22 protein-coding genes and 1 tRNA gene are annotated in these 24,691 nt (G+C 39.4%); 10 read left to right on the top strand and 13 right to left on the bottom strand.

Going from position 1 to position 24,691, the window contains the following annotated elements; translation table 11 throughout:
• Positions 1-121: 121 nt before the first annotated feature.
• Together AC0IWT_RS07465 and AC0IWT_RS07460 are read left to right on the top strand one after the other, a co-directional pair.
• Positions 122-346: a hypothetical protein gene (locus AC0IWT_RS07465; RefSeq protein WP_471796665.1), complete on the top strand. Its 225-nt coding sequence runs from the start codon at positions 122-124 to the stop codon at positions 344-346.
• A gap of 271 nt (positions 347-617) precedes the next feature.
• The gene (locus tag AC0IWT_RS07460; RefSeq protein ID WP_471796664.1) at positions 618-1,790 is read left to right on the top strand and encodes a redoxin family protein; all 1,173 of its coding nucleotides are present in this window, start codon (positions 618-620) and stop codon (positions 1,788-1,790) included.
• Between the two features lie 913 nt (positions 1,791-2,703).
• Here AC0IWT_RS07460 and AC0IWT_RS07455 read toward each other — a convergent pair.
• From AC0IWT_RS07455 to AC0IWT_RS07445, 3 genes are all read right to left on the bottom strand, one after another.
• Positions 2,704-4,155 carry an ATP-binding protein gene (locus AC0IWT_RS07455; RefSeq protein WP_471796663.1) on the bottom strand — a complete coding sequence of 484 codons (1,452 nt, stop codon included), beginning with the start codon at positions 4,153-4,155 and terminating at the stop codon, positions 2,704-2,706.
• Between the two features lie 19 nt (positions 4,156-4,174).
• Positions 4,175-4,972 carry an alpha/beta fold hydrolase gene (locus tag AC0IWT_RS07450; RefSeq protein ID WP_056871150.1) on the bottom strand — a complete coding sequence of 266 codons (798 nt, stop codon included), beginning with the start codon at positions 4,970-4,972 and terminating at the stop codon, positions 4,175-4,177.
• Between the two features lie 86 nt (positions 4,973-5,058).
• Positions 5,059-6,543 carry an alpha-amylase gene (locus AC0IWT_RS07445; RefSeq protein WP_471796662.1) on the bottom strand — a complete coding sequence of 495 codons (1,485 nt, stop codon included), beginning with the start codon at positions 6,541-6,543 and terminating at the stop codon, positions 5,059-5,061.
• Positions 6,544-6,810: 267 nt separating this feature from the next.
• Here AC0IWT_RS07445 and AC0IWT_RS07440 point away from each other — a divergent pair, with 267 nt between their 5' ends.
• Together AC0IWT_RS07440 and AC0IWT_RS07435 are read left to right on the top strand one after the other, a co-directional pair.
• On the top strand, positions 6,811-7,101 hold the full coding sequence (locus tag AC0IWT_RS07440; RefSeq protein ID WP_471796661.1) for a DUF3817 domain-containing protein: 291 nt from the start codon (positions 6,811-6,813) through the stop codon (positions 7,099-7,101).
• An 89-nt stretch (positions 7,102-7,190) separates the two neighbouring features.
• A tRNA-Leu gene (locus AC0IWT_RS07435) sits at positions 7,191-7,270 on the top strand.
• A 229-nt stretch (positions 7,271-7,499) separates the two neighbouring features.
• Here the strand turns inward: AC0IWT_RS07435 and AC0IWT_RS07430 are convergent.
• On the bottom strand, positions 7,500-8,519 hold the full coding sequence (locus AC0IWT_RS07430; protein WP_471796660.1) for a S41 family peptidase: 1,020 nt from the start codon (positions 8,517-8,519) through the stop codon (positions 7,500-7,502).
• Entirely contained in the window at positions 8,450-8,923 is a 474-nt protein-coding gene (locus tag AC0IWT_RS07425) for a hypothetical protein (protein WP_471796659.1), read from the bottom strand. Before AC0IWT_RS07425 ends, AC0IWT_RS07430 begins: the two co-directional genes overlap by 70 nt.
• A 299-nt stretch (positions 8,924-9,222) precedes the next feature.
• Here AC0IWT_RS07425 and AC0IWT_RS07420 point away from each other — a divergent pair, with 299 nt between their 5' ends.
• Positions 9,223-9,924 (top strand): DUF6597 domain-containing transcriptional factor, encoded by a 702-nt coding sequence (locus AC0IWT_RS07420; protein WP_471796658.1) that lies wholly within the window; start codon positions 9,223-9,225, stop codon positions 9,922-9,924.
• A 163-nt stretch (positions 9,925-10,087) separates the two neighbouring features.
• On the opposite strand, the gene AC0IWT_RS07415 is transcribed toward AC0IWT_RS07420, so the two are convergent.
• Positions 10,088-10,288, bottom strand: a complete 201-nt coding sequence (locus AC0IWT_RS07415) for a hypothetical protein (protein WP_471796657.1) — start codon at positions 10,286-10,288, stop codon at positions 10,088-10,090.
• Positions 10,289-10,547: 259 nt separating this feature from the next.
• On the opposite strand from AC0IWT_RS07415, the gene nhaA reads away from it, so the two are divergent.
• Positions 10,548-11,900 carry a Na+/H+ antiporter NhaA gene (nhaA, locus tag AC0IWT_RS07410; RefSeq protein WP_471796656.1) on the top strand — a complete coding sequence of 451 codons (1,353 nt, stop codon included), beginning with the start codon at positions 10,548-10,550 and terminating at the stop codon, positions 11,898-11,900.
• Positions 11,887-13,218 carry a DUF389 domain-containing protein gene (locus AC0IWT_RS07405; protein ID WP_471796655.1) on the top strand — a complete coding sequence of 444 codons (1,332 nt, stop codon included), beginning with the start codon at positions 11,887-11,889 and terminating at the stop codon, positions 13,216-13,218. The genes nhaA and AC0IWT_RS07405 overlap by 14 nt, the downstream gene beginning before the upstream one ends.
• Positions 13,219-13,325: 107 nt before the next feature.
• Here the strand turns inward: AC0IWT_RS07405 and AC0IWT_RS07400 are convergent, their stop codons facing one another.
• Together AC0IWT_RS07400 and AC0IWT_RS07395 are read right to left on the bottom strand one after the other, a co-directional pair.
• Positions 13,326-13,691, bottom strand: a complete 366-nt coding sequence (locus tag AC0IWT_RS07400; RefSeq protein ID WP_471796654.1) for a helix-turn-helix domain-containing protein — start codon at positions 13,689-13,691, stop codon at positions 13,326-13,328.
• 225 nt (positions 13,692-13,916) lie between these two features.
• On the bottom strand, positions 13,917-14,498 hold the full coding sequence (locus AC0IWT_RS07395) for a Crp/Fnr family transcriptional regulator (RefSeq protein WP_471796653.1): 582 nt from the start codon (positions 14,496-14,498) through the stop codon (positions 13,917-13,919).
• Between the two features lie 231 nt (positions 14,499-14,729).
• Between AC0IWT_RS07395 and AC0IWT_RS07390 the strand changes: the two genes are divergently transcribed.
• Positions 14,730-15,524, top strand: a complete 795-nt coding sequence (locus AC0IWT_RS07390; RefSeq protein ID WP_471796652.1) for an SDR family NAD(P)-dependent oxidoreductase — start codon at positions 14,730-14,732, stop codon at positions 15,522-15,524.
• A gap of 99 nt (positions 15,525-15,623) precedes the next feature.
• Here AC0IWT_RS07390 and AC0IWT_RS07385 read toward each other — a convergent pair whose 3' ends face one another.
• From AC0IWT_RS07385 to AC0IWT_RS07375, 3 genes are all read right to left on the bottom strand, one after another.
• Complete coding sequence (locus AC0IWT_RS07385; protein WP_471796651.1) at positions 15,624-16,220, bottom strand: dihydrofolate reductase family protein; 597 nt, start codon at positions 16,218-16,220, stop codon at positions 15,624-15,626.
• 184 nt (positions 16,221-16,404) lie between these two features.
• A complete protein-coding gene (locus AC0IWT_RS07380) occupies positions 16,405-17,601 on the bottom strand; it encodes a pyridoxal phosphate-dependent aminotransferase (protein ID WP_471796650.1) in 1,197 nt (398 codons plus the stop codon).
• Between the two features lie 61 nt (positions 17,602-17,662).
• A complete protein-coding gene (locus AC0IWT_RS07375; RefSeq protein WP_056871139.1) occupies positions 17,663-18,061 on the bottom strand; it encodes a DUF1573 domain-containing protein in 399 nt (132 codons plus the stop codon).
• A gap of 171 nt (positions 18,062-18,232) precedes the next feature.
• Between AC0IWT_RS07375 and AC0IWT_RS07370 the strand changes: the two genes are divergently transcribed.
• Both AC0IWT_RS07370 and AC0IWT_RS07365 read left to right on the top strand, forming a co-directional pair.
• Positions 18,233-20,653: a thiamine pyrophosphate-dependent enzyme gene (locus AC0IWT_RS07370; RefSeq protein WP_471796649.1), complete on the top strand. Its 2,421-nt coding sequence runs from the start codon at positions 18,233-18,235 to the stop codon at positions 20,651-20,653.
• A gap of 362 nt (positions 20,654-21,015) precedes the next feature.
• Positions 21,016-23,226, top strand: a complete 2,211-nt coding sequence (locus AC0IWT_RS07365) for a tetratricopeptide repeat-containing sensor histidine kinase (RefSeq protein ID WP_471796648.1) — start codon at positions 21,016-21,018, stop codon at positions 23,224-23,226.
• A 1-nt stretch (position 23,227) separates the two neighbouring features.
• Here AC0IWT_RS07365 and AC0IWT_RS07360 read toward each other — a convergent pair whose 3' ends face one another.
• Positions 23,228-23,974, bottom strand: coding sequence for a LytR/AlgR family response regulator transcription factor (locus tag AC0IWT_RS07360; RefSeq protein ID WP_471796647.1), 747 nt, complete (start codon positions 23,972-23,974; stop codon positions 23,228-23,230).
• Between the two features lie 90 nt (positions 23,975-24,064).
• Positions 24,065-24,673 (bottom strand): DUF1684 domain-containing protein, encoded by a 609-nt coding sequence (locus AC0IWT_RS07355; RefSeq protein ID WP_471796646.1) that lies wholly within the window; start codon positions 24,671-24,673, stop codon positions 24,065-24,067.
• Positions 24,674-24,691 lie beyond the last annotated feature (18 nt).

The following is a 24,691-nucleotide window of genomic DNA, read 5'->3' as shown; positions in this document are numbered from 1 at the left end:
CGAAGAAAGCTTCTAAGCCTTAAAAATCTTTGATGGATAAATGATAATAGAAATTTCTTCTCGAAGGAAAAATGTTAACAATTCTTTTTGGTTTTGCTAAATAAGTTAGCAATTTTTGTATATGGAAATCAAGGCAGCAACTGAGCAGGTAGAATTAAAAATCGGTAGTGAGGTAATAATCATCAGCGGAGTAAAGGGCGACAACACTTTATACCGAATTATGATTAATCAATCTTTTAGAGGATATATTCAAAAACGTGCCGATGAGTTTTACCGGGTGGATGGTTCGAGCATACACGACCTCATTTTTGCCAGGATTGCTAACTTCATGATGAATAATGTTTAAGACTAAGAAGGTGAATGCCGGTGGATTATAGTATGTTCTGCAGAATCAGCTTGATGAAATTACTAAAATTTTCTTCGGAGCGTTTCTTCGGGCTTGTAATTGTAAATGGGTATCTCAGTTAGGTGTACAAAATGGTTTCAGCCAAGCCTCAAAATCCGCCGTGGCCGTTTAACTTCGGTATTTTTAAAATTTTGTACGACCAGAAATTATTATCGATAAATTTATTTAGCACAGGATATAATTCTTAAATTGTGTTAACTAAATCGCTCCTATGAAAACGTTACTTTCCGTAATTGCCATGGTATTCGCCTGGCAAATGTCTGTTGCTCAAAGTTTAACGGGCTACGAAATAGAAGTAAACGTATCGCATGTTAATGCAAAAAAGATCTTCCTGACAACAATGAAGCGCACTCCCGCTCAGAATCTCTATTGGCCTGTTATTGATTCCACTTCAATTATAGATGGCAAGGGGATATTTAAACGTGATAGCGTACTTGCAGAACCATCCTGGTCATCTGGAATTTATTATGTAGACACGTTGAGCGGGAAACGTATGGATTTTAGCTTTCACAATAAAGCTCAAAGTATGAGAAAGCATGGAAATTTTATTCTCGAAAACGCCCGGATCAAGATTTATGGAGATATGAAAGATGCATCAGGTTTGACGATAACAGGATCGAATGAAACGGATATGAACATGCGTTATGGGCTTTTGCAACCAAATACCGCTAAGATAAACCAACTGATAGATGCAGCAAAAAAGAAAGGTGATAATAAAGGCTTGTCGGCAGCCTTAAGTGCAAAAAATGATAGTGTAAGGTCATTTAAACAATTGCTCAACAAGCTAACGGAACAGCATCCTACGAGTTGGATGATCCTCATAAATGTGTATCAGAACGCAAGCCTGCTTACGCCATCAGAACTGGCAGAAATTACCGGTAAATTTGATAAAACATTGCTAGCCACCCCTAAAGGCAAATCGCTGGTAAATTTCACGCAGAGGAGCAAAAGTTTGGTGACTGGCGCAAAATTTCCAGCTTTTAATTACGTTAACAGCGACGGAAAAAGAACAACGCTCGATAATGTTAAAGGTAAAAGAGGAACTTTAATAATATTTTGGGCAAGTTGGTGCGGGCCATGCCGTCGCGAGATTCCGGAATTAAAAAAGATTTATAAAAGTTATACACCAAAAGGCATTAATATGGTTAGCATTTCTACTGACCATGATATCGTTTCATGGCGCCAGGCGATGAAGGAAGAATCCATGCCCTGGACAAATCTTTCAAACCTTCCTGGTGATGGTAAACTAATCAACTCAACATATAATATCTATGCTATTCCATTGGTATTTTTACTTGATGCTGAGAACAAAATAGTTATGCCAGATGAATATGATATCCCGACAATAAGAGAATATATAGAAAAGTTGCTTAGCAGGGGATAGTGAGATCCGTTGCAAAAAGGGCAACAAGATTATTCATTATGTTAATCTTTGAACTTTTTCCGTCGGATCAACTTTTCATTTTGGAATATTCCTGTAAAAGCTGAATAAAGAATGGATATCTGAATTCTTGAAAATGAACAATCCGAACAATCAATGTTGCATCACAACGTATTACCTTTGTTATGTGATAGGTGAGAGCGTCACAAGCAATAGATTATTTTTGGTATAGGTAAAGGGTAAACATATTTTGTTTGCCCTTTTTTTGTAGACTTTAGCGGTTGGAAATGTTGCCGGCACTCATTGAAACAGGTATCAATTAGCCACGAGATTAATTTCTTTCCCTCTTTGTATCCACCTTCAGAATTAAAAATTAGGTTTTAGCAAGCGGCTCGGCACCTCACACAGAGAGATCGTTAAGCGACAATTGACTTAAAAATTTGGATGAATAGGAAATTTACAGATCTAATAATTTACGGCTGATGCTTGCTGATTGCAATTTTTCGTGTTTAAGAATCGAAATATTCGAAAAAGACGTTAAGGTAAAGGAATTTACAAAGAGGAAAAGTGAGAGCTTAATCCAGATTTAGTAGGTGTTGTCTTGGTCATTTGGAATTTGCTTGGCTGATGATAAGCTCGAAATGATAAACCCAAAAGAGGTTAAATAGAATACGGATACGATGATTAGGAATGTGCTCATAGCTTTAATTATTTGGTTAGTGTAATTAAAACATTAAGGTATCGTAAAACCTCGTTAAAAACGAATGAATTCGAAGAAAAGTTATTAACATCTAAACAAAAACATCATTCGCTATGTAAACGGTTTTTACTCCTGCGTCGCTTTTTCCTAAAAATGAAATGTGTAATCGATCTTGCTTTAATCCGATGCCTTTTAAAAACGTTTTCTAGTAAGGTGCTACACGGGCAGCGTAAACCAAAAAGTACTGCCTTTGCCAACAACACTTTCTGCGCCGATGTCGCCGCCATGCTGCCTTACAATTTCTGCACAGATAAACAAGCCTAGGCCAAGTCCCGAATAACGGCCGCCGCTCGTATTTACCTGATAGTAACGGTCGAACAGATAAGGGAGTTTTTCAGCCGGTATCCCAGGACCTTCGTCAGTCACCGCTACCTGTACAAAGCCCGATCGAGGCGTTATTTTAATTTTTATATGATAACTTTCTGGTGCATACTTAATTGCGTTTGTTATAAAGTTGCTGAGCACCTGCTCAATGCGGCCTTCATCTGCCAAAACAGAAACAGTAGCATCTCCAATTGTCGTAATCTTATAATTATCTTCAATGCGAATGTGGTGCACACAACTTCCAATCATTTCACTTAAGTTAAATGATTTTTTATTGAGTTTGAGTTGTCCCTCGTTCAGTTGACTGGCATTTAGTAAATCGTCGATCATTTCTGTTACCCGGCCAACATTGTGATTGGCTTTATCGATAAGGCCCGCCATGCGTTCAGAACCTTCCGTTTTCATTCTTTGCAGCAGCTGTAGAATTGCCTTTAAGCTTGTAATTGGCGTTCTCAGTTCGTGACTGGCAATATTGATAAACTCATCCTTCTTTTTCAGCGCACCAATGTGTTCATTTACATTTAAACAGGAGCCAAACCAGCTGGTTTGATCGTCATCGCCAAATACAAAACGCGACGCTTTTAGCTGATGCCATTCATAATTACTGTCCTGGTTGCGCAACCTGATGAGTTGGTTAAATTCACTACCAGACGCCTGGCTTTTTCTCCAACCGCCAAGCAGGCCGCGAAGTTCTTCCGGATGTACCTTTGCTAAAAAGAAAGAAGTTCTGGTTTCCTGTTTGCCACAATTAAAGTATTCGCAGAACCGGGCATTGAAATAATTAATGCGTCCGGTAGAATTTGCCGTCCAAATCATTTCATGTGCCAAATCAGCCATAAATTCCAGGCGTTTTTGTTCGCGTTCGGCAAAATTCTTCGCTTTTAGCAGTTCCTTTTCATATAGTCTACGCTCGCTGCTATCGGTAATTGCGACATTAATGGCTTTTATTTTACCATTTTCCCCAATGATGGTATTCGCAGCCAATAGAATGGGTATCGAGCTGCCGTCGTTGCAAATAAGTTCATAGCTGAGTTCCTTTACACGCCCTTCCATACTTACCATCGGCAGGAAAAACATTTCAAAGTGCATTTGTCCACCTTTTGGTAGCAGCATGGTAAATTTATTGCCAACCAGTTTTTCGTCTGATTTGAGCCAGGTAAGCAAAGTTCTGTTAACCTTTAAAATTTCACCCTTTGGCGAGAGTGAGCAATAACCACATGGCGCACTATGGTATAACTCGTCGGCATCGATGAGCGCTTCCACTGTATCTTTCGTTCCGCTCATGGCTTCGCTTTATTTGTTTTTAATTAACGAACGCTTTAATGGCCTGAATTGTTTCTTCCGGCTCACTAATGTGTGGACAATGGCCTGTTGCATTTAAGAAAACAATCTGATTTTTTGGCGTGTGCTCGTTAATAAACTTGCCAACTGCATCGGGGGCGATAATATCTTCGGCGCATTGTAAAGTCAAACTTTCTACCGTGAGGTTGCCAAGGTCGGCCCGGTTATCGGAGAAGAAAGTAACCTTTGCAAAATCTTTTGCTACATCAGGGTCAGTTGCGCAAAAACTTGAAGTTAAAAATCCACCAAGTTCCGGCCTTTCTGCATTACCCATAATATTTGGTGCCATCATGCTTGACCAGCCGAGGTAGTTGCCTTCCATAAGTTCAAATAACTTCTCAAGGTCTTCCCGCTCAAACCCACCAACATAGTCACCTTCGTTCAAATACCTGGCCGAAGGCCCAACAAATACAAGCTTAGAAAAGTATTCGGGCGCTTTAATCGCCGCTAAAAGGCCAATCATACAACTTACGGAATGGCCTACAAAAATGACGTCTTTAAGATTTAAAGCTTCACAAATATCGAGTACATCCTGTACATAGCCATCAATAACGCCGTATTTGGTGGTGCTGTATTTGCTGATGTCCGATTTACCAGATCCGGTATAATCAAACAATACAACTTTAAAATCATCAGTAAAGGCATCGATCACAAATTGCCATGCAGTTTGATCGCAACCAAATCCATGAGCAAATAGTATTACTTGCTGTCCGTTTCCAATAATGTTAACGTTGTTTCGGGCGAGCGTAGGGTGTAACATGGGCATTAACTAATATTGGGTAAAGTTAATATAAATTCATTCTTTATCAAACCTATGGTTCCCGCCGGCCCTTCAAGTTCACTGCTCTAATCAGCCGTATATGCCGATACGCCACCACCCTGGCAATGGAAAGTACCCCAGCCTTCCTCATTAATTACTACTTCCTCACTAACCGTACCCAGGCGGTCTCTAAAAGTTTTGCCAGCAAAGGCTTGCCCCATAAACATATCTTTAAAACCCGCTTCGCCGTTAGACATCACAACAGCAATACCCGAGCCTGGTTTTTCCTCAGCGCCACTTACCGTCCAGCCAATACAATTGGGATGGTCAAAATAATCAGTTTGCTCGCCATAAACGTTATTTTTCCTCAAGCCAAGCATAGTCTGTATTTCGGGTACGGGTTCAAGTGTAATTTCATGTTTTTCACCATCACTACCTTCATCACAATATTTTGCACCATATAAATCTGGGTAAAAAATACATGGATAGCCCGTAGATCTAAGCAGAATCAGTGCATAGGCGAGGTGCCGGAACCAAAAATCTACAGTTTGTTCAAGCGACTGAAGCGGCTGGGTATCATGGTTCTCCACCAGTGTTACGGCAAGCTCTGGCCTCGCCTGCACCAGTGTTTCTTCGAAAATGGTCGAAAGGTTATAATCTGCACCTTGTTTAGATGCTGTGGAGAAATTTGCTTGGAGGCAGGCATCGAATAACGACATCCTGCCTTCAGTGGCATCGATATACTGAAGCATGTCATTTACTTTTCCTGGCGCCCAATATTCTCCCACCGTAAAAAGCTCTTTGTTGGTAACCGAGCGCATATGATCTAACCATTGGTTATAGAAACCAACCGGCATATGTTTAATCGCATCTAGCCGAAGGCCATCAAAGGCAACAGTTTCATGAAACCATTCGCCCCATTTTTTAAGCTCTTCTACTACTTGCGGATTGCGAAAGTCGATATCTGAGAGCATCAAATAATCATAATTTCCATTTTCAGTATCAAGAACTTCCTGCCAGCCTTCACCGTACTGATTTTGAATGCTAAAAATGGCCGTTTCACCGGTCGAATTATCAAAATCTACCCCGGTAAAACATTGAAAATCCCATTCGAATGCAGAATATTTTTTATTTCTTCCCGGGTGAGTAAATTTTGTAAAAGCTTCTATTTCATAAGGTTCTGAAATGAATTCGTTGCGGTTATCAGGATTGACTTTCCTAACCATCACCGGTTCAGCTTCATCGCCGCCGCCAAGGTGGTTAAGTACAATATCCATGTAAACCTGTAAACCCGCCGCCTGCCCGGCTTTAACTGCACGTAGCAATTCCTGTTTTGTTCCGTATTTAGTGCCAACGCTGCCTTTTTGGTCAAACTCACCCAAGTCGTAATGGTCATAGATGTCGTAACCAGGTGAATTTTTACCATCCATACCTTTATGCGCAGGAGGGAGCCAAAGGGTATCGATGCCAAAAGCTTTCAGTTCCTCAGCTTCCTTTTCCATCTTTTTCCACAAGCTTCCGTCTGCAGGGTAGTACCATTGAAAATACTGCAACATTGTAAAATTTTCCATTCTGTAATTTCGGATTTTGATTGTTCAGCCATACAACTACATAAGCTAACATATTGTTTTGCCTTCTACCGCTTAGTTAGTTTTTCCCTGAAACTACGCGTTTAGCTTTGGCTGACCCATTGGACATGGTTGTTGTTTGCTGCAGTTTATTTTCTGGTAGAACATAGGTTCAATCAATGTACATTCCGACACCAGATTGTAAAAACATTATTTAGTTTTTAATTGCCAGTGCGTATCCCTTATTTTCGAAGCAAAACAATCAGATACATGAGTTCTCTTTCTATTTTTCGCAAGGTTGCCGTAGCCGAAGGCATTTCTTACCTGCTTTTATTATTTGTAGCCATGCCATTAAAATACTTTGTCGACATGCCACTTGCGGTAAAATATACTGGCTGGGCGCACGGCCTTTTATTTGTTTTGTACGCCGCATGCCTGGTGTTGAGCTGGATGGAACAAAAGTGGAGCTTTGGAAAGGCTCTATTGATTTTTCTCGCTTCATTATTACCGTTTATGCCTTTTGTAGTCGATCGAAAACTGAAAGACGAGCGGCCGCTATAAAATTGATATCCAAAGGCTTAAAATCTAATTTAAAATATTTTTGTGATTTAGCCTTTCGTTACATACATTTGCAACCCCGTCCAATACATGCCCGGATGGCGGAATTGGTAGACGCGCTGGTCTCAAACACCTGTGGGAAACCGTGCCGGTTCGACTCCGGCTCCGGGTACAGTAAAACAACTATAAGCCCTGTAAGTTAAACACTCACAGGGCTTTGTTTTTTAGCTCGCCCACCGTTTTTCATGCATATTTATTAAATTCGATAAACTCAGTCATGAGCGCTTAAGATTGCTGTCCGCCAAGCGTTGAAGCAATTAATTCAGGTTAATAAGGACATTTGTGTCGATAACGCGAAATCAAAGAATTTTTTAGACAATGATGCAAACGCCTTTACCTAATTATTCTAAGTAGTCTAATGCAAATTTTATCCAGTCTTTGATACTCTTATCCAAGTAAATATCTGGTTGCATACCGATATTGTCAATCGGATAATCAGGCAATCGTAACGACCGGTAGGTAGGTAACTGTAATAGATATTCAGGGCAGCCAAAATCGAACATACGGGCTGCCGCATAGTCCAGTCCTCCTGAAGTCACGGTTCCCAATATTTTCACTTTTTTACTTTGTTTAGCCTTCATAACAAAACTCTCGGCAGCGCTCCCGACCCTTTTATCAATCAAAATAACTACGTGGTCAGGACTTCTTTTAGCGGGATCGGCCTTTTGTACAGAAAATACACTATCGTTAAGATTTACAAACTTGCCCATATTATTTTTATAAAGTCCAATCCACCGCCTAACCGTGTCTATTTCTCCTTGCTTTTCTTTGTTTTCGTGTACTGTTTTGATATAACTTTCAAGACCATTTACCAAAGTTTGAGTTGCCAAATATTCAACCCCCATATTCCTAATTGGATTAGTCATGATGTAGGGAAAAAGCATTTCATAGGCATTATCTGTTCCTCCTGAATTTCCTCTAATATCGATGATCAGATTTTTACTCCCTTCTATTAGGGAGCGATTGTTCGCTACCATATCTTTGATTATGTCAACGAAAGGGTAATCAAAAGAGGGAAGTGTGATCAGCGTTGTTTTATCGCTAAGTTTTTTGAGCCCAAACCCATAAAATTCGCCTACTTTTCTTTTTATTTGTTCCGGTGTCAAAGCTGATTGAGGTAATTCTTCTATAAAAGTAGCTCTTGCCTCTTTAAAGTAGATAATGCTGTTGTTGTAAATCTCATAACTTCCGGCCTTCAACGTCTTATCAAAGGTGTAGTACTCATACTCTCCATTGGGATATAACCTGAATTTTGTCTCATTAGGCTTCCAAAAAGTAGACGTAGAACTGATTACAAAACCCACCTGTACACCATCACTATTTTTAGTAATTCCGATTTCATAACCTGCCCCTCCGTCCATTCAAACTTGTTCTTCCAAACTCCTTCCAGTGGAACACGGTTGGTTTTTAGCCCCATCCGAAATTTTTCAATATCGATATTAAACAAATCTGTGCTGCCTGCACCTTTTGTATTTATTGAAGTTGCGGGGTATATCCAGATATGGCCATCTCTAAAGAAAGAGGTATACTTTTTTAAAAGATCAAAGCATTTTGTCTTATCTGTGTAAGTAGCTTGTCCCCTGAGTTGTTGCTTGAAACTATCATATAGTATTTTGTCCTTGGTCTTTTCTTCAAATCCTGGATATTCGTTTTCAATTTTTTTAATTAACCGACCCAAGGCTTCGCTACATTCGCAGACACTTTGTGCATAGGCTATATTGGTAAGTGCAATTATTGATATTGTAAGAATTATTCTAATTTTCATATCTATTATAAAATTATGTACAACAAAGAAAGACATTGCCAAAGATTAACAATTGTAAAATTCGTGCAGGTATTTTCTATGGCAGGCCCATGTCACGTCATTTGATAGAGATTTTATTAATTGGATGTCGGATGGAAGGCCTGAGCTGATTAAAATTGTTTTTTAAATGTGTTCAGCGGTTTGAGTTTTCAAAAAAAAACATTCGATTAGTTATCTATTGCAACATATTGATATTTCTCGCGTCTCTTTAATAAACCTGAATGAATAAGCTAAATTTGATAAGTAGTTAAGACCCATAAATGAATACAACCATTGTTCCTGTTCAACATCCGGTATTGAAGGCTTACATTCAATATTTTATTTTTTTCAATCATAATTCTCAGGAGCAGTTTTCCTACCAAACTTTTCCCAACACTAACCTTTGCCTAACCATATATAAGAATAATAAGATTGAATATAAACGGAATAAAAACGAAAATCACTGCGCCATAGCTGCCAGTCAAAATGCATTTTCGAGCCGCTTATTTGGTTTTCACGAGCAACCTTTTAAAGTAGATGTCAATAATGCGCTTGATCAGATCTGTATTTTATTTCATCCGGCAGGATTAAGAGCATTTACTAAAGTGCCGTATGGCGAGCTGCTTAACGAATCAGAAGTTTTTGAGTTTATTTTCGGAAATCAAACTTTTATGCTTGAAGAAATTTTTGAGCGCAATGACCCACATGGGAGAGCCTATTTGGTAGAGGCTTTTTTGATAAAAAAGCTAGTGACGACCGATAGCGATTCTAGAACAAAATCTGCACTGGATTATATCTACAAAACTAAAGGGAATATTTCTATTTACGAACTGTCTCGCTACCAAAAAATAAATGAATCTACACATTATCGGTCTTTTAAGGCAGCCGTAGGGCAAAGCCCGAAAGATTTTGCTCAGACGGTACGGTTCAGGAATGTGCTTAAATTATTGTTGGAGCAAAAGTGCATAAACTTGACGAGCTGACCTATGAGGCGATGTTCTATGACCAAGCGCATTTTATCAAAGATTTTAAAATACGTTCTGGCATGCTGCCTAATGCATTTTACCAAAATATATTGCTCGAACAGCGCCTGCTTGTCTGGGTCATAAAACCTTGAAATTCACTGCGGTATTTATATAATCCTCTTTAGAAGTAACTGATTTTTATTAATGCCCTATCCCAATCGATATTTCGGTATGCAATATAAGGGTGTACGAATTTAACTTCACCCCAGATTTTGGCGAGGGTTGCGAGGCGCTGGATGCGCTTATCGGCCTGTGCCAAAAGAATGCTTGTGCTGCCAAGAGAAATTATAGCAGATAGCAATAAAAGTTTAACTAATTTCAAGGTTAAAGATTTAAGAGCCAATAATATACGTATCCTAAGATACAAAATTACGAACCGGATTTTTAATTTTTACAAACTAAATCCATTTCCATACAGGTAACTAAGTTTTTATGATTTGCCGCCTTTTCGCAGGTTTTAAAAACAATTCTGGCAGCAATTTCTTTTATCCTTGGTATATAACTTTAATTGAAGCTATATATTTGAATTGTTAACTTGCCAAATCTCTAGGTCCAGTTAACGAAATTCTGAAACATTCAACATGATAAAAAATTTACCGAAAACACCAATAGAAAAAATTATTGCGCCGGTTAGTCGTTTTGTTCATTTGGAATATACCAGTGGAATTGTACTGCTAATTAGCGTGCTTGTAGCCATATTGTGGGCCAATTCTAGTTTAGGGGAATCTTATCATCATTTATGGGAAACGCCTTTCAAAATAGGTCTTGGTGAGCATTTGTTGGATAAGCCACTACACATCTGGATAAATGACGGACTCATGGCGCTGTTCTTCTTTGTAATTGGCCTTGAGCTTAAACGGGAATTTATGGAAGGGGAATTATCTACCGTTTCCAAGGCTCTTCTACCGATGACCGCCGCACTTGGCGGCATGCTCGTTCCGGCAGGAATCTACTTTTTAATAAACAGAGGAACGGGGGCGGAGCATGGATGGGGCATTCCAATGGCAACCGATATTGCCTTTGCACTTGCCCTGCTTTCTATGGCGGGCAAACACATTCCGGGAAGTATAAAAGTTTTCCTTTCTGCACTCGCCGTAGCCGACGACTTGGGAGCGGTGTTGGTTATTGCTTTTTTCTATACCGGCCAGGTAAACTTCATGGCGCTTGGCATTGCCGGGATTTTTTTGCTCATACTTATTATTGGAAACGCTATAGGCATTAGAAACAGCATATTTTACCTGATATTAGGGATTGGCGTGTGGATAGGCTTTCTGTTATCAGGTGTCCACGCTACACTTGCGGGGGTGCTGGTTGCATTTACCATTCCAGCCCGAACCCGCATTGATGAGCAGGTTTATTCGAAAGTTTTACGCAAACTTACAGATGATTTTGACCGGGAGATTCCCAGTAACAGCACACTTACAACGCCTGATCAGCACCGAACAATTCAGCAGGTTAAAAATTTAAGTCTGGCCGCCGAAACGCCCTTACAGAAGATTGAGCATGCATTGCACCCGTATGTCGCTTTTTTAATTATGCCGCTATTTGCACTGGCGAATTCAGGTATTCTGATTGGGGCCGATTTTTTCTCGGCGGTATTAAATCCTGTTTCGATAGGGGTGGCAGCAGGCCTGGTTTTCGGAAAGTTTATCGGCATACTCCTCTTCTGTTTTTTAATGGTGAAATTAGGGATAGCCCGATTACCAGAATATAGTAACTGGACGCACATGACAGGCGTAGCATTGCTCGCGGGTATAGGCTTCACCATGTCGCTTTTTATAAGTGGATTGGCCTTTTCAAACCCGCAGTATGGTGAACAAGCCAAATACGGAATATTAATCGCTTCTGTTTTAGCGGGCGTGTTGGGAACAGTTGTGCTCCGGAGAACGCGGCAGGGTAAAACGAAATTTAACGAAATTGATGGAGGAGCATAAATCGGGACTGGCAGCATACATCAGGCTTTTTTTTCAGCGCAGATTTAACCTGCACCTCGATAAGGCAAATGAGGAGGAAGTAGTTGCTGCTATTAAAGCCAATACCATTTTTGTTGGGCCAAGCCTGTGGACACTCATCTTTGCGATATTCATTGCCTCTATTGGTTTGAACGTAAATTCGACTGCGGTAATTATCGGGGCAATGCTTATCTCTCCACTTATGGGTCCAATCATTGGCATCGGTTTGGGTATTGGCACAAATGATTTAAGTTTAGTAAGGCAAGGTGGAAGAAATCTGCTGATTGCAGCTTTGATTAGTATTGCGACCTCTACGCTTTATTTTTATATTACGCCATTACACGATGCACAAAGTGAGCTTTTAGCCCGCACTACACCATCAATCTGGGATGTTTTTATTGCTTTTTTGGGCGGTCTGGCCGGCGCAATTGCCGTTACCCGAAAAGAGAAAACAAACGTAATTCCTGGGGTTGCCATCGCTACAGCACTTATGCCACCGCTTTGCACTGCTGGATTTGGATTAGCCTCAGGAAATCTTCTTTTTTTTGCGGGTGCAATTTATTTGTTCTTCATCAACAGCCTTTTCATTTGCATCTCAACTTACCTTATCGTACGATTTTTAAAGTTCAACAAAAAACATTTTGAAGATAGGACTACCGAAAAAAAGGTGTCGAGATACATCCTCATTACCGTGTTGATAACCATTTTGCCAAGCATTTACCTTGCCTATGGCATTGTACAAAAAAGCATTTTTGAAAATAGCGCACAGCGTTTCGTTCGCGAGGAATTCGATTTTCGAAATACACAGGTCGTAAATAAAAGTTTCAAGTACTCCCGTAAATCCAGGGAAATTGATTTGCTGTTAATTGGCGCTGTGCTGCCCAAATCTAAAATGGATAGCATTCGGACTAACCTGACGCTTTACAAGCTCCAGGGCGTAAAGCTTACCATCAGGCAGGGATTAGATGCAGGCGCTAACGTAGATTTTTCCCAAATTAAGGCAAGTATAATGGAAGATGTTTTCAACAGGGATTCAATCAAAACGAAAAACATAAATGAAATTGACGAAACGTCTTCAGTACCGGAAATTCGTGAAGAGGTAAAAAGCCTCTTTCCAACCATTAGGAGCTACAGCCTAACAAACGCAATTTTCACCAATACTGATACGCTTAAGGCGGATACTGTACTCCAGTTTACAGCGATCTTAACTGCAGAAATGTCTGTTTCGGATAGAAAGAAGCTTGAGAAATGGCTGAAGGCGAGGCTTAACTCAAATAAGCTTACAATAGCATTACAGTAGGTATATTTTGACTATCAAAGTCACGTCAAAAAAAGGTCTGCGCTCTGTTTCTACTAGAAACTAGCCGGATTGAAAGTAACTTTTGAAATGCCTGTTTGATTTATCGCTTAACTAAACTGTCCTCTTTCCAATAAGGAAATCGTATTTAGTTGAACCTTGTTTAGTCTTTCCTGAAGTTCTAAAGCTTTGGTTTTTTCGATGAGTAAAGCCTTTAATCGGTTAACCTCCGCTGCCAGCCGCTTTTTTTCATGTAGTTCGATTTTTGAGAACGCTTTGCCGCTTTCGTAATAACTGAAGAAATTATAATCTAAGAATTCACTAATGCGCACCAACGTTAATATGTCAATCGTCGCGGTATTCAGTAATTCCTGAACTTTTGTTTTACTGATTTCCAGCGCTGCGGCAATCTCCGAAACAGAAATATTTTTATGTTTCATTTCCTTCCAGATCATTAAACCTATGTTTACGCTCATTTTTTTCTTAAGATGATTAGTAATCAAAATTACGCAAAGGATTATGAAGGCAAACGTTTTTGTGGTAATGATAATTAGTCTAAATATCTTCTCGCAAGGAGGCTATTCAAAACAAACGTTTTGCAGTCGTGGTAGCAAAAATGGTTGAAATTAAGCTGTCGGCGTACTTTGATATCTCCCAGTTAAAGACTTATGTGTTAGAAAGTAGACATGTTCAGATTCACATCAACGGGTTTTTGCGTAATGATTTCTTACCCGGCTCAAAGTTTCCCGCGATACGCCCAGATAGGAGGCAATCATGTGCAACGGTACGCGATTAAAAATATCGGGATAGTTTTCAATAAACATGGCATATCTTTTTTCAACTGTGTCGCTGATGTTGCTCATAATTCTGTTCTGACTGGCATCGAAACTCCTGGCTTTAAGGTTGAAAATGAAGTCTTTGAAATTGGGAATATTCTGGAGCAGTTGTTCGAATTTGTCTTTTTTAATGATTAGCACATCGCTATCCTCAAGTGCATCGATATTGTTTTTTGAAGGCGTATCATTATTATAGCTTTCCTGATCGCTGAGCCACCAGTTTGCAACTGCGAATCGTAATATGTGTTCATTTCCGTCTTCGCCAATGCGGTAATTTCGCAGGCAACCCTTTGCAACAAAGCAATTGAACCCACAAACCTCACCTTCTTGTAAGAGGTATTGCCTCTTGCGTAATTTCCGGCTAACAACTACAGAAAATATTTCTTCCAGTTCCTCTTGGTTGAGAATTGTATTTTCCTTTAAATAAGAGGCAAAGACTTCTAACATAACTTTGTATTAAACAAAACTATTAAAAAAACCGCAAATCAGAATGGTTTAAGCAGTTCTTGCCACTTGTTTCTTGTACCAATCATAGCATGCGCCGGCTTTGAGTAGCAAAAAATCTGTGACATTTATCACATAAAAATCGCGTCAAATGTCCTCGGAGAACGATGGTGATATGCAGAACTTTGTTTACGTAGAAAACTTGAAAAATTAAACAATACAAAAACATCAATTATGGATCTTAAATTAAATAATAAAATTGCCCTTGTTACAGGGTCTACAACAGGGATAGGATTTGCGACCGCGAAGTCGCTGGCAACAGAAGGTGCCAAGGTTATTGTAAACGGAAGAACACCTGAACGTGTAAATTCAGCGGTAGCCCAGATCAAGGCAGAAACCGGTAACTCCAAGGTTTTTGGAATAGTAGCAGACCTGGCGCAGCCTCGGCAGATTGAAAAGCTTGTTCTGCAATTTCCCGATGTAAATATTCTTGTAAATAATGCGGGCGCTGCCCAGCCTAAAGGTTTCAAAGACATCTCAGACGAGGAATGGTTAAGCATTTATGAAATGAATGTAATGAGTGGAGTCCGCCTGTCCCGTGCATATTTGGATAATATGCTAAAAGCAGACTGGGGACGGATAATCTTCATCTCAAGTGAATCGGCCATACAGATACCAGTCGAGATGATACAATATGGTGTTTCGAAAATTGCGCAAATTGGCCTGTCTCGTGGTTTGGCCGAAATGACGGTAGGCACAGCAGTTACGGTGAACACCATTTTACCCGGGCCAACATCAACTGAGGCGATATCTGGTTTTATGAAGGCAACAGCCGAGCAACAGGGTTTAAGCGATGAAGAGATGGAGAAAGTATTTTTTACAAGCATGCGTGGTACATCAATACTTAAACGTTTTATTGAGCCTGCTGAAATCGCAAACCTCGTTACTTATGTTGCAAGTCCGCTTTCTTCAGCCACGAACGGTGCCACACTTCGTGCTGATGGTGGCGTAATAAAATCAGCAATCTAAACTGACCTCAATATTTTCAGAAAAAATTGCTTAAAGCCTTGCATCGAAAATGCAAGGCTTTATTTTTTACAATAAAGAGTAATTCTAATTGCACATCTTTTATGAAGGCCCGGCATTGCCAGTTTTAACATCGCCAGTTTTTTTATAGTTTACCATGATAAGGCCTTTGGAAGTGACTTTACTTTCCACTATTTCGAAAGCAGCGGGAACTGCTTGGCCATTAAACAGCTTTTTACCTTTACCCAAAATGATGGGATGTATGTTTAACCAAAACTCATCGACCAGCCCATGATGAAGCAAGAGTTGAACAAGTTTGCTACTGCCCCAAACATTAATGTCTCCGCCTTGTGATGCTTTGATTTTTTTTATGCTTTCAATGTCGTTTATCAATGCAACGTTCGACCATTCCGTGCTATTAACCGTGTTGGTAAAAACGTATTTAGTTACTTCATTTATTCCAGGCCAGTATTCTGCATGATTTGGCCAGTATTTCTCCCAGATTTCAAAAGTCTTGCGGCCTAGGAGCAGTTCAGCTGGCTTCAATTGTTTCTGCATAAACTGGCCCGATTCTTCATCACCATAGGGAGCTACCCAACCACCAAGGGCGAAATCATCACCCATGTCTTCTTCAGGGCTACCCGGACTTTGCATCACGCCATCCAGTGTAATAAAGGATAGAACGGTTATCTTTCTCATTTTTAGAATTTGAATAACTTGATTAATGATTAAAGTTGCGCCATTAAATTTAAACAGGCGAGGTGCATATGCGACATTTCACAAGGCAAAAGAAGACATGCAGTCAAAAAACGCATTGTTTTATGGATCAAAAAAAAGCCCTCAAGATTTCTTTTCTGAGGGCTTTGATTCGTGTTGCAATTTCTTAAATCCTTCCAGGATATTGCTGTAAGGCAACTTCCAAACAATCCATTGCGGTATTTAAATCATCAGTATTTAAAACATAAGCCATCCGTACTTCATTTTTGCCAGAGCCTGGCGTAGAATAAAATCCTGTTGCGGGTGCCATCATAACCGTTTGGTTATTGTAATCAAACTCTTCTAAAATCCACTGGCAAAACTTATCTGCATCGTCGATAGGGAATTTTGCCACTACATAGAATGCGCCTCCAGGGTTTGGACAAAAAACACCATCTATATTGTTTAACCGGCCAACTAAAGTATCTCTTCTCAAAGTATATTCAGTGTTTACCTTTTCAAAATAACTGTCCGGCGTGTCAACAGCTGCAGCTCCTGCAATCTGCTCAACCATACCCGGGCTTAGCCTTGCCTGCGCAAATTTCAATCCTGATGCAATAACGTCCTTGTTTTTTGTGATTAAACATCCTAAACGTGCGCCACATGCGCTATAACGTTTAGAAACTGTATCCATAATTACGACATTTTCATCAAGGCCGGCCAGGTGCATTGGCGATATAAATGCCCTGCCATCATAACAAAACTCACGATATGCCTCGTCCGAAAACAAGAAAAGGTCGTACTTAATACATAGCGATTTGAGCGCTTCCAACTCTTCTCTGGAGTACAGATATCCGGTAGGATTATTAGGATTACAGATAATTATCGCCTTTGTTTTTTCGGTAATCAGCTTCTCAAATTCCGCGATAGGTGGCAGTGCAAAACCGTTTTCTATATAGGATAAAATGGGCTTTACAACCACATTGCTCATGCATGCGAAGCCATTATAATTGGCGTAAAATGGTTCTGGAATGATAATTTCATCACCTTCATTAACACAGGTTTGCATTGCTATTGTAATGGCTTCAGATCCACCAACAGTTACCAGAATGTTTTCAGGAGCAATGTTGTAACCCAATTTGTTGTAATACTCTGTCAGTTTTTCGCGATAAGCCAAAGTACCTTCTGACGGCGTATAAGCCCAAACATTAAAATCGATGTTCTTAATCGCGTTTAACATTCCTTCTGGCGTTTCAATATCCGGCTGGCCGATATTTAAATGAAAAACCTTCTTACCGTTTTTTTTCGCTTTGTCTGCAAATGGTGTTAACTTTCTGATTGGCGATGCAGGCATCTGCAAGCCTTTTTGTGAAATTTTTGGCATGGCACAAAAATAAAAAAGTCCCGGTTAAAACCGGGACTTTTTAAAATTATCGTTTAAAAAATTACTTGGACGCTGCCGCAACAGTTTCACCTTTAATATAAAGTACTTTTACAGGTGTTTTAGCATTCGACGTTACCGTAACCGTTTTGGTAAAAGGTTGTGGTGCACCAGCAGCACTAAATGTTACAGAAATTGTACCTGTTTCACCTTTCTTTAATGGAACTGTTGTGTACTTTGGTGTTGTGCAGCCACAGCTTGCTTCTGCTTTTGTAATAATTAATGGCTCTTCGCCAACATTTGTGTATTTAAACTCATAAGTTACAGGCTTATTAACCGTAATTTTTCCAAAATCGTGGGTTTCTGCCTCAAATTTAAATTCAGCTGGTTTTGCAGCCGTTTGCGCATTTGCCATCAAACCGAAGCCAGCTACAAAGGCAATTAATACTAAGATCTTTTTCATGTTTATGTGTTGAAATAGTTTTTTTGTTTTTACTAAACAAATTTAATATTTATCTAACAAAACAAAAACTATTCCAAATATATTTTGCTGATCCATATATAATTTTACAGTAGAGGTTAAAGGCAAACTTTTAATTTTGTATATATTTGCTGCAACCAATATTTGATTACGATGCAGAATGGAAAATTGATTACCAATTCTATTGATGGTTCTGAACTAAGTTTTAACGACTTTAAATCCATCGTTAAAAATGATTATAAAATTGCTTTTGAGAGCAGGCAGGCCAGCATTCTAGGACGCAGAGAAGTGCTTACAGGAAAGGCAAAATTCGGCATATTTGGCGATGGAAAGGAAGTTCCTCAAATTGCTATGGCGAAAGCCTTTAAAAACGGCGATTGGCGTTCCGGCTATTATCGTGATCAAACTTTTGCATTTGCCGCAGGCATTTCTACCATAAAGGAATTTTTTGCACAATTATACGCTAATCCGAGTGAGGGAGCCGATCCGTTTTCCGGTGGCAGGCAAATGAATTGTCACTTCGCTACAAAGTCCATTAACGAAGATGGAAGCTGGAATGACTTAACACAAATTAAAAACGTTTCTTCTGATATCTCACCAACTGGTGGCCAAATGGCTCGTTTGGTTGGTTTGGCTTATGCATCGAAATTATTCAGAAATAATAAAGAACTCGATTATCTAAAACATTTTTCTGTAAATGGAAATGAAGTTGCCTTTGGTACCATTGGAAATGCTTCTACATCTGAAGGTGTTTTCTTTGAAGCAATAAACGCTGCTGGCGTGCTTCAAATTCCTATGGCGGTTTCCATTTGGGATGATGCGTATGGAATCTCTGTTCCGGCAAAATACCAGACAACAAAAGAAGATATTTCGGAGGTATTAAAAGGTTTCCAAAGGGATGAAAAAAACCTTGGATACGAAATTTATAAAGTTAAAGGTTGGGATTATCCTGCATTGTGTGAGGTTTACGAAAAAGCAATTAACGTTTGCCGAGAAGAACACGTACCGGTATTAATTCATGTTACCGAACTTACTCAACCCCAAGGGCATAGTACCTCGGGTTCTCATGAAAGATACAAATCGAAAGATAGACTGGCCTGGGAAGTTGAGCATGATTGCATTGCAAAAATGCGTGAGTGGATGCTTGAATCTGCAATTGTAACGGACGACGAGCTTGCCGAGCTTGAGAAAAACGCGAAGGTTTTTGTTCGAAATGCGCAGAAGGAAGCCTGGAACGAGTTTTTGGACAGCATGAAACCTGAGCAGAAGAGCGTTGTAGATTTTATTGCTGCAATGGCTCAGCATCAGCCTGAAGTGGCCAAACTTTCTTCTCAACTTGCTTCAACAGCTGATGCTCAACGCAGGGAAATTTTCGTTGCTGCGAGAAAAGCAATCCGTTTATCAGCAGGGAGACCCACAGCAGAGCGAGATGCTCTTGTTGCCTGGTATAGAAATCAGGATGAAAAGAATTACAAACGCTACAATTCAAAATTACATACCGGTGGAAATGATGGTCCGGAGAAAACTGCCGTGGTACCTGCCATTTACGATGACCTTTCAAAAATGGTTGACGGACGTGAGGTTTTGAACGCCTGTTTTGACGAAAATTTTTCGCGAGACCAACGGTTGGTTGCTTTTGGCGAAGATTTAGGAAATATTGGCGACGTTAACCAGGGTTTTGCAGGTTTGCAAACTAAATATGGTGAATTAAGGGTTACAGATACCGGCATACGGGAGATGACCATTATGGGGCAGGGCATAGGCCTGGCCATGCGTGGCTTAAAACCAATTGCTGAAATCCAATACCTTGATTATTTAATATTTGCGCTAAATGTGTTAAGCGATGACCTGGCAACACTTTCTTACCGAACAAAAGGGATTCAGAAAGCACCGGTAATCGTAAGAACGAGAGGGCATCGTTTGGAAGGAATCTGGCATTCAGGTTCTCCGATAAGCATGCTTTTAGGTTCGTTAAGAGGTTTGCATTTATGTGTTCCGCGTAACATGACGCAAGCCGCGGGTATGTACAATACGCTTTTTAGAGCCGATGAACCCGCTGTTGTTATCGAATGTTTAAATGGTTATCGTTTAAAAGAAAAACTTCCAAATAATGTTGGCGAATTCACTGTACCTCTTGGCCAGGCAGAAGTGCTGGAAGAAGGAACAGACATAACGGTCGTATCTTACGGTTCATCGTTGAGAATCGTGCAGGAAGCTGCAGAAGAACTCCTTTTGCTAGGAATTTCAATAGAAATTATCGATCCACAAACACTTTTGCCTTTCGATAAGCAAAACGTTTGTGCATCTTCCTTAAGGAAAACCAATAAACTGCTCATTGTTGACGAAGATGTACCAGGCGGAGCATCTGCCTATATTTTGCAGCAAATTTTAGAGCAACAAGAAGGCTATTTCCACCTTGATGGCAAGCCACAAACATTAACGGCAAAGGCCCACCGGCCACCGTTTGGGTCTGATGGAGATTATTTTAGTAAGCCCTCAGTTGATGATGTCGTTGAAGCGGTTTATCAGATGATGCACGATTCAAACCCGGCAAAATTTCCTGGTATATTTTAATCGGAACGATCTCTTTTATCAGCAGGTACCTCTTTTGTAGTAAATAAATACAAAAGAGGTACGATCTGCTTTCACGTTATGTAAAAAACGCTTTTCATTATCATAATCAAATAAAAAAGTTATATTACGCCCTGTTTAAGAAATCAATCAGTCCCGTTATTTTATTTGCCATTCTTCTCATTACCAGTGCTTACACGCTGATTTTTTTCAGTATGAATTTTTTATTCTCAGTTGTAGTCTAGCTAATGGTTTTCATGTGCTTCAATCATATCAAAATAAGGCGTTGTAGAAATCTAATTCTGCTGACTTTGATGTTTTTTGGAAACCTTTCCTTCGGCCAGAGTTCGCAGCAAATCCACAGATTGGATAGTTTATTAAAACTAAACCAAAATTATCCAAAACAGGATTCTGTTAGAATTTCACTTTATCTCGACATCATGCGACAATATAGTCGAATGAATAATCCTGAGAAGGTAGAGGATTTTGCACTTAAAGGTATTCAGCTATCAAATAAATTAAATTCGAAAAATTTTGCCGGTTTAATTTACAACAGGCTTGGCTTATATTATCATGGCTTATCAAACTACCAAAAAGCCGAAGAAAATTATTTAAAATCGCTTAAAGAATATTTATCTGTAAATAATCAGACAAGGGCAGCGGGCATTTACATGAGTTTAGGCGCCATGTATGTTGCCATACCAGATTACGCTAAGGCGCTGGAAATGAATCAAAAAGCGGTTGCGATTTATCAAAAAACAAACAGCGAGGCTAATTTATCGAGTTGCTACATTAACATTTCATCCATTTTTCAGGATTTGGGTCAGCATAAAAAAGCTTTGGAATATGCCAAAATAGCTTTGACTTTTTTTATTAAAAATAATGATGAAAGAGGCCAGGCTGTCGCTTATGAAGCAATTGGCTTGGCTTATTTCGCAGCAAGCCAGGGAGAGCTGCTTTCAATGGATATTTTACCCGAACAAAAACTTACTGTGGCCCTCGAAAATTTTAAGAAAGCATTAAAACTTGCAGAAAAAGATGAGGAAAATGATGATATCATTAGCTCAAACAGGGTTAATTTGGGTTGGGTTTATGAAAAACTAGGTCAGAAGGATTTGGCCTTTAAATCCTACCAGGGCTCGATAGAAGTTAGTAAAAAATCGAATTCTAAAAAGGATTATGCGCACAGCCTGAAAGCTTTAGGTGATTTTTACATGCACCAACGCGATTATGTGAATGCAGTAAAGCTACTTACACAGGCATTAAATATTGCTCAGCAAAATAAGTTATTAGATCTGGAAAGAGACACGAATTTAGCGTTGAGTGAAGCCTATGATAAATTTAAAAAATACGACGAATCGCTGGCTTTTTATAAGCAATACGTTATCGTGAAAGAAGAAATATTTAATGCGGAAAAGGAGAAAGAGATAACCCGCCGGCAAATGCAGCTCGATTTCGGTATTAAAGAAAAAGATTATCAATTAAAGCAACAGTTTACAGACGCTGTTTTGCAACAACAGGTTTTATTAGCGAAGCAGCAACATCAAAAGTTAATTCTGCGACAGCAACAGCTCGATTTGAGTGACAAGGAGAAAATGCTTCAGCGTTTAAAATTTCTTCAGGAACAGAAAGATTTAGAAAACGAAAAACGGGCACAAAGTAATAGTTTTGAAAGGTCTGAGCTCTTATCGAAAAATGAGGCATTGATTAAAAACCGACAAATATCAGAACAAAATCAGCAGATTAAATATGATGGCAAAGTTAAAATATTCTTATCAGTGGCTTTTGCACTCGTTTTATTTACAGCCGGCTTGATATATTTTAACCAAAGAAAAACAACGCGACTAAACAAAATAATAAACAAGCAGAAGCGCGAGCTTGAGCAGTTGAGTAAGGTAAAAGACAGGATCTTTAGTGTTGTTAGTCATGATATGCGTACACCGGTAAACTCCTTACTGTCTTTTATTCAGCTACTGGAGGAAGGAAATATTGAGCAGGATAAGTTGAATCGTTATGCTGCTCTACTTAAAAATAGTCTGGCTTACACGTCATCCATGATGGAAAATTTGCTGAACTGGGCAGCCAGCCAGATGCAGGGTTTTAATCCCTACCTGGAAACATTGAACACCCGAAATTTAAGTGATGAAATTGTTGATTCATTTAAAAGCACTGCAGAATTGAAGCGGATAGAAATCCAAAATAGCATTTGCGAAGATGCGGAGTGTAAAGCGGACGCAAATATGCTTGGCCTTGTTGTGAGGAATTTGATTAGCAACGCCATAAAATTTACGCCCGAACACGGAAAGATAATGTTGGAATCAAAAATTGTGGGCGAAGAACTGCAGATTGCAATTTGCGATACGGGCATTGGTATGAGCGAGGAACAGGTAAGCCATTTCAATAAATCAGAATACCAGGGGGCTGGAGTGAGTACGCCGGGAACAAATCGCGAAAAAGGTACCGGGCTAGGCTTACTGTTATGCAGAACATTTATGGGATTGATGGAGAGCAAAATAGCAGTTGACTCTGTAAAAAATAGCGGCAGTAAATTTACGCTCTGCCTTAAAAAAGCCTGATTTATTTTTTAAATCTCGATAAAGTTTTTTTGTCAATCACCTTGTCTAAAAGTTCCTGCCTGTTCATTGCGCTTATTGGCACGGTAAAGTTTTGCGTTAAATGAACTTCGTGCGATGTTATTGTTGAGATGTGGTTAACATTTATGATGTATTGTTTATGCACTCTCGCAAAAAAATCAGGTAGTTGCTTTTCCAGATTTTTTAGTCCAACCAGTATAACATGCTTTTCGTCGCTGGTGTAGATTTTAGAAAAATCGCCCATGCTCTCGATGTAAATAACATCTTTGTAATTTAATTTGGTGATGCCTTTAGTTTCTCTGAAAAAGAAATAATCGTCGTTATTTTCAACCGATTTGGTGAGGTCATCACTTATTTGGGAAGCATTTTTTCTAAGCTCAATATACTCAATCGCTTTGTTTGTCGCTTTCAACAGCCGTTCAAATGTGGCGGGTTTTACTACAAAATCGATGGCATCTAAATCAAAACTCTCTGCCGCATAATGGCTATGAGAGGTAATGAATATAAATAAGGGCTTGTTTTTTAGGGATTTATAAAGCTCCGTGCCTGAGAGTTCAGGCATGTCTATGTCCGAGAAAACGATATTTACATCTTGTTTGGATAGGATAGTTGCAGCCTCAATTCCGTTCTTACAAATGGCAACAATATTCAGATTCGGTATTTTTCTTAAATGCAATTCGATAGCGTCACGCTCTATTTCATTATCGTCAATTATCAAACAACTATACATAGCAAGGGTCAATTTAGATTTCTTAAACAAGCATTTTGTAACATTTGTTTTACCTAAATATAAGATTTTAATCCGCCAATGGACGAGAAATCACTTTTTATGTTTCTTTTCGCCCGTGTAATTCATTTCGCCGGCCTTAATTTCTAATTGCAAGTCGTTCTCTTCAGGCGGAACAGGGCAACGGTAGCCATCGCTATAAGCACAATACGGGTTATAAGCTTTGTTAAAGTCGATTTCGATTTTGTTGTTTGCAATCGCTTTCGAACTCAAATCTATATACCTACCGCCACCATAGGTTTCTTTATTGTTTGTTTCGTCGGTAAAAGGCAAAAACAGTAAATCCTTATACGCCGGATTGCCAGCTAAGGCCATGCTCTTGTATAAAGTCATCGTAACCGTTTTTCCGTTTAAGCTGAAATTAATTTTCGCATATCTATAAAATTCTTTGCTTGTTCCGTCATAGGTGGGCATTTTAAACACCTTTTGGTTTTTTAAAATTTCGACATCTGCCAAAATTCGAAAGGTACTGTCGGCATCGTAAAAATGAAGGTTTTGCAAGTCATTTTCCTTCAAGGGAGCGTAATTGTCCTTAACAAAATCCTGTTTGTAGCTTTCGCGATGCTTTGCAATTTGCTCGGAAAACGATTGAGCAAAAGTGTTTACACTTAGGAATATCAGGAGGATAGAGAGGATTTTCATGATTTGCTATCTTGATAA

It is taken from the genome of Pedobacter sp. AC464 (genome assembly GCF_979253075.1).
The sequence above is the reverse complement of the archived record's forward strand: the minus strand, read 5'-3'. Positions and strand labels throughout refer to the sequence as shown.